The 6,498-nt window shown below is 39.8% G+C and carries 4 protein-coding genes; 2 read left to right on the top strand and 2 right to left on the bottom strand.

The genetic code is table 11. From position 1 onward, the window contains the following. Positions 1-293: 293 nt before the first annotated feature. On the top strand, positions 294-2,936 hold the full coding sequence (gene gyrA, locus HMPREF2644_RS05580; protein WP_005689853.1) for a DNA topoisomerase (ATP-hydrolyzing) subunit A: 2,643 nt from the start codon (positions 294-296) through the stop codon (positions 2,934-2,936). Between the two features lie 54 nt (positions 2,937-2,990). Here gyrA and HMPREF2644_RS05575 read toward each other — a convergent pair whose 3' ends face one another. Continuing rightward, complete coding sequence (locus tag HMPREF2644_RS05575; RefSeq protein WP_005689855.1) at positions 2,991-4,067, bottom strand: homoserine O-acetyltransferase MetX; 1,077 nt, start codon at positions 4,065-4,067, stop codon at positions 2,991-2,993. 157 nt (positions 4,068-4,224) lie between these two features. Between HMPREF2644_RS05575 and HMPREF2644_RS05570 the strand changes: the two genes are divergently transcribed. Beyond that, the gene (locus HMPREF2644_RS05570; protein WP_070828298.1) at positions 4,225-4,905 is read left to right on the top strand and encodes a SanA/YdcF family protein; all 681 of its coding nucleotides are present in this window, start codon (positions 4,225-4,227) and stop codon (positions 4,903-4,905) included. Positions 4,906-5,192: 287 nt separating this feature from the next. On the opposite strand, the gene folC is transcribed toward HMPREF2644_RS05570, so the two are convergent. Beyond that, positions 5,193-6,497 (bottom strand): bifunctional tetrahydrofolate synthase/dihydrofolate synthase, encoded by a 1,305-nt coding sequence (gene folC / locus HMPREF2644_RS05565; RefSeq protein WP_038441072.1) that lies wholly within the window; start codon positions 6,495-6,497, stop codon positions 5,193-5,195. Position 6,498 lies beyond the last annotated feature (1 nt).

The following is a 6,498-nucleotide window of genomic DNA, read 5'->3' as shown; positions in this document are numbered from 1 at the left end:
CGGATAAAGAACAAATTGGGTTCCCTTCTTTTCCACCTTTGTGGAATTGAATTTGTAGGAAATTTTCGTCTGTTTGAGCCGCTTGCGGCGAGTTTAGAAAATTTCCGTTAAGCAAATTGTATGAAACAAAGGAAATAAGGAAAAGCAGGGTTGCCTTTCTTTTTGCCTACTTTTTCTTTGGCAAAGCAAAGAAAAAGTAAGTCGCCATCAGGCGAAATCCTGATATCAAAAACCACATATCCACAATTTTATGCTATAATCCGCCACAATTTTTGATCAAAAAAGGAATACCAATGACGGATTCAATCCAATCATCTATCACCCCTGTCAATATCGAAGAAGAACTTAAATCTTCCTACCTTGACTACGCGATGTCGGTTATCGTTGGGCGTGCATTACCTGACGTTCGAGATGGTTTAAAACCAGTTCACCGCCGCGTACTGTTCTCAATGGATCGCGAAGGCAATACCGCCAATAAAAAATACGTAAAATCAGCGCGTGTTGTGGGTGATGTAATCGGTAAATATCACCCGCATGGTGACTCAGCCGTGTACGATACCATCGTTCGTATGGCACAACCATTCTCACTTCGCTATATGTTGGTTGATGGGCAAGGTAACTTTGGTTCAATTGATGGTGATGCGCCAGCTGCAATGCGTTATACCGAAGTGCGTATGCAAAAAATTACGCAAGCATTGCTCACTGATTTGGATAAAGAAACCGTCAATTTCTCGCCAAACTATGATGGCGAATTAATGATCCCAGATGTATTGCCAACTCGTATTCCAGCACTTTTAGCAAATGGTTCTTCTGGTATTGCGGTGGGGATGGCAACTAACATTCCCCCTCACAACTTAAACGAAGTATTAAATGGTTGTTTGGCTTATATTGACAACAATGAAATTACCATTGATGAATTAATGCAACATATTCCGGGCCCAGACTTTCCAACCGCTGCATTAATTAATGGTCGTAAAGGGATTGAAGAAGCCTATCGCACTGGTCGTGGTAAAGTTTATGTTCGTGCTCGTGCAACCGTAGAAACCAACGAAAAAGGACGCGAGCAAATTATCGTGTCTGAATTGCCATACCAAGTAAATAAAGCAAAATTAGTCGAGAAAATTGCCGAATTAATTCGCGAGAAAAAAATCGAAGGCATCAGCAATATTACTGACCTTTCAAACAAAGAAGGGATCCGTATTGAAATTGATATTAAACGTGATGCAGTGGGGGAAGTGGTATTAAACCATCTTTACTCACTCACTCAAATGCAAGTGACCTTTGGTATCAATATGGTGGCATTGGATCACGGTCAGCCACGTTTATTTAATCTTAAAGAAATCATTGAATCCTTCGTTTTACACCGCCGTGAAGTGGTGACACGTCGTTCTATCTTTGAGCTTCGCAAAGCACGTGAACGTACGCACATTTTGGAAGGTTTAGCGGTTGCTCGTTCTAATATCGATGAAATGATTGCAATTATTCGCAACTCTAAAAACCGTGAAGAGGCCGCAACAGCAATCAGTTCACGTTCTTGGACATTACATAGCGATATTATTAATCTTCTTGATGTTTCCGCTCGTCCTGATGAGTTAGAAGAAAATCTTGGTATTCAAGGTGAACAGTATTACTTATCACCAGCGCAAGTAAACGCAATTCTAGAACTTCGCTTACACCGTTTAACGGGCATTGCGTTTGAAGAAGTTATAAAAGAATATGAAGAATTATTAGTTAAAATTGCGGATCTTCTTCATATTTTAAGTAGCGCAGAACGTTTAATGGAAGTGATTCGTGAAGAATTAGAAGAAGTGAAAGCACAATTTGGCGATGATCGTTTAACTGAAATTACCGCTGCTTCTGGCGATATTGATTTAGAAGATTTAATCGCACAAGAAGACGTGGTTGTGACGCTTTCTCACGAAGGTTATGTGAAATACCAACCACTGACTGACTATGAAGCACAACGCCGTGGCGGTAAAGGCAAATCTGCAACGAAGATGAAAGAAGAAGATTTCATCGAAAAATTACTGGTGGCAAATACTCACGATACCATCCTCTGCTTCTCTAGCCGTGGTCGTTTATATTGGTTGAAAGTATATCAACTTCCACAAGCAAGCCGTGGTGCACGCGGTCGTCCAATTGTGAATATTCTTCCGTTACAAGAAAACGAACGTATTACTGCAATCTTGCCAGTTTCTGCTTACGAAGAAGATAAATTCGTAGTCATGGCAACTGCTGGCGGTATTGTGAAGAAAATCGCCTTAACCGAATTTAGCCGTCCACGTTCAAACGGTATCATCGCATTGAATTTACGTGACGAAGATGAATTAATCGGCGTGGATATTACTGATGGCAGCAACGAAATTATGTTGTTCTCATCGCAAGGTCGCGTGGTGCGTTTTGCTGAAAATGCCGTGCGTGCAATGGGGCGTTTAGCAACAGGTGTTCGCGGTATCAAACTGGCTTTAACAAACGATATTTCTGACGATGAAAGTGCGGTAGAAATTGAAGATATTTCTGATGACAACGCTGAAGCATCATTAGACTTAAATATCGATAAAGTGGTTTCTCTCGTTGTGCCAAAAGGTGAAGGGGAAATTTTAACAGCAACACAAAACGGCTACGGAAAACGCACACAATTAAGTGAATACCCAACTAAATCACGTAATACAAAAGGTGTGATTTCGATTAAAGTGAGTGAACGCAATGGTAAAGTCGTTGCTGCAACTCAAGTAGAAGAAACAGACCAAATTATGTTGATCACTGATGCAGGAACGCTTGTTCGCACACGCGTAAGCGAAGTGAGCATTGTAGGGCGTAACACGCAAGGTGTTCGCTTAATTCGTACTGCCGATGATGAACACGTAGTAAGTTTAGAACGTGTTTGTGATGCAGATGAAGAAGATTCTTTGGAAGAAAGCAGTTCTGAAGAATAACTGGTTATAAAAGAAGAAGTGCGGTGAAATTTCACCGCACTTTTTTATGACTAATTAATTACCTGCCAAACCATCTCGAATTCGTTTTTCAAACTGATCATAATCCACTAAAAACGCATCGTGTCCGTAATCTGATGGGAATTCATAAAAATGTAGATCGACTCCACTTTGCTCTAAAAGCTGTTTACTTTTATAAAGATCAATGGGTTTAAAAAGTTGATCCGTTGTCACAGAAACCAACGTATAGCGTGCTTTAATACGTGATAATGCCTCTTTGACATTCTCATACCCCAAACTTGGATCATACATATCCAACGCACGTAACAAATGCAAATAACTATTGGCATCAAAACGTTCTAAGAATTTTTTGCCTTGGTAAGAAAGATAGGATTCCACTTGAAAGTAATCGCCCCAAAAGCTGCCATCTGATTTTGTAGCACGCCCAAAGGCTTTGGCTAGTTGTAAATCGGTGCGGTAAGTCAGCATACCTAGCATACGCGCAATAGATAACCCTTGATCTGGCGGTGTCCCCTCATAATAATCGCCGCCGTTAAAATTGGGATCATTAATTACCGCTTGACGCATAACATGGTTAAAGCCTATGGCTTCAGCACTAAAATAAATGGATGAGCAAAGATTCACGATATTATCCATAAAATCAGGATAATCAATCGCCCATTGATTCGCTTGCATACCGCCAAAAGATCCACCAATAATGGCTTTTAAATGGCTAATACCAAGATGTTCAAGCAAGGCTTTTTGTACTTTAACAATATCTTGCACAACAATATTAGGAAATTGGCTGCCATAAGGTTTACCCGTTTGCGGATTAATTGATGAAGGCCCAGTTGTTCCCTTACACCCACCTAATACGTTCGAGCTAATAAAAAAATAACGATCCGTATCCAATGCTAAACCTGCTCCCATAAAATTCTGCCACCAGCCATCTCGACCATCATCGAAATAAGGCTCAGCATCGCCAGTCAAAGCATGGCAAATTAATACCGCATTATTTTTTTCGGCATTGAGTGTGCCATAAGTTTGATACGCGACATTAATATGGGAAAGTTTGCCGCCAAGCATCAGAGTTAAAGGCTGTGTGTCAAAAAGCACTACATTTTGCACAGACATTGAAAACCTATCGTAATAATCAGAATGGCGTTTAAACTATCAGTAAGTCGATTAGCTTGTCAAGAAATTTTAGCCGTCTAAACGGCTAAATTATCGCACATCAATGCGATTCACAAAATCCATCAAATTCTCCTTGAAGTGCGGTCGATTTTTCATTATGTTTACCGCTATGCTAGTAAAAAAATTATCTCCAAAATTCACCGTACTTTTTCGCGCACTACTCTACGCAATCTTTGCATTGATTATACTTTGCTTGCTAGTGGATCGAGGCGTCAGTTTTTATGTTCGCGATAAAATATTCACAAATATTGATGAACTCCCCTTTCGCCCCTGCGCCCTTGTGCTTGGCACATCAAAATACACCGTCAGCGGAAAACCGAACGTTTATTACGATAGTCGCTTAATGGCAGCTAAAAGCCTAATCGAACAACAAAAAGTGAATTATCTTTTATTAAGTGGTGACAACCGAACTTTGCAATATAACGAACCAAGAGCAATGTTTCGCGATTTACGCAAAATGGGCGTGCCAGAAACTTTAATGTTCTGTGATTTTGCAGGTTTTCGCACCCTAGATTCCGTTATCCGCGCCGATAAAATTTTCCAAGTGAAAACATTTACGATTGTCAGTCAAAAATTTCATTGCGAACGCGCGCTATTAATTGCCCAAGCACATAATATTGATGCCATTTGCTTTGTGGCAAAACAGCCAGAATTACATTTTTCCACACAAATAAGAGAAGTTTTTGCCCGCATAAAAGCGGTTTTTGACTTGATATTAGGTGTTGAGCCTTATTTTTTAGGGGAACCTCAGCCATTGCCAAACAGCACCACATTATAAATATTGTTCTAAATCATATTTCTTCTATTTTTCTAAAATCACACTAATCTAAACTTGTTAAATAAACACAAACTGGTTAAAATCCAACCGATAAGGAAAATACTGTTTTATGCTAAAGGGTTTACTTTAATTGTCGTTGAACTCACAATTGATATAAAAGATAAAACAGAGAAAAAAATAGTCACAAAGGTTACCAAGGCACCGTGGGTGTGAAATATTCTTGGAAATAATATTCCAAAAAATAAGGGCTGATTTTAAATATCAGCCCTTTGCTTTGATGGTACATTTTATTCCACCACAGCCCAAAATTCAGCAACGGTGTGGAAAGATCCAAAGACTAAAACCACATCATTTTTTACCGCACTTTTGAGTGCTGTACACACACCATCCATAACAGAATTATCTGATGTAGCTTGAATATTTGGGAAATGACTTTTCAATTTCTCTGCTAATTCATCGCCTGACTGCCCGCGATAGCCGCCTAAAGTTACACAATGCCATTCATCAATAATAGGTGTTAAATGCTCAAATACCCCATTTGCATCTTTGTCTTTGAGCATCCCACACACGGCAATCATTTTACCCTCGATGCTACGTTTAAGTGCGGTCAATTTTTCAGATAAATATTTTGCAGCGTGAGGATTATGCCCTACATCAACGATAATTGTTGGCAAGGTTTCAACTGGTACGCCAAGATAATCCGCTAATTTTTCACGTTTATCTGTTTTTATAGCTTGAAAACGACCAACCAGTTCTACCTCTTGCAAAGATTTTCGCAAAGTCTGTTCTGAAATATCAAAAGGTAAATATTGAACGGCAGCCAGAGCCGTTGCGGCATTCGCCAATGGAATCTGACAAAACGGCAAATTTTCTAACCGCACTTTTTTATTTTGCCATTGCCAATTTTCAGCATTTTGCTCAAATAACCAATCCACATCACGACGAGCAACTTGGCAATGTAATTTTTCGGCCTGATCTAACATTGTTTGCGGCACATTAGGTTCACCAATCACGACAGGGCAATTTTCGCGGAAAATTCCTGCTTTTTCAAAAGCAATGGCCTCTCTGGTATCCCCAAGAAAATCGGTGTGATCAATATCGATGCTAGTAATCACAGCAAGATGGCTATCCACAATATTGGTCGCATCTAAACGGCCGCCCAAACCCACTTCTAAAATCACCACATCTAATTTTGCTTGCTTAAATAAATGCAATGCAGAAAGGGTGCTAAATTCAAAATAAGTCAGCGATTCTGTTTTGTTTTCATCAATAAAAGCAAAAGAGGCGGTATGTGCTTCATCGGGTAAATCTTGATTTTGAATGCGTACTCGCTCGTTATAACGCAATAAATGGGGCGAAGAATACACGCCTACACGTAATCCGTGATTAAGCAGAATCGTTTCTAACAAGCGACAAGTCGTGCCTTTACCATTCGTCCCCCCCACAGTTATCACATAAGGGGCGGGATGAAGTAAATCCAATTTTTCTGCCACGGATTGAATACGATCTAAACCGAGATCAATAGGTTTAAAATGGCTTTTTTCTAAATAAGAAAGCCACTCAGCGAGTGGCGAAGTGGCTTTAAGTTGCATA

It is taken from the genome of Haemophilus sp. HMSC071C11, from assembly GCF_001837655.1.
GTDB lineage: Bacteria > Pseudomonadota > Gammaproteobacteria > Enterobacterales > Pasteurellaceae > Haemophilus > Haemophilus influenzae.
Note: the sequence above shows the minus strand (reverse complement) of the source record. Positions and strands in the feature narration are given on the sequence as shown.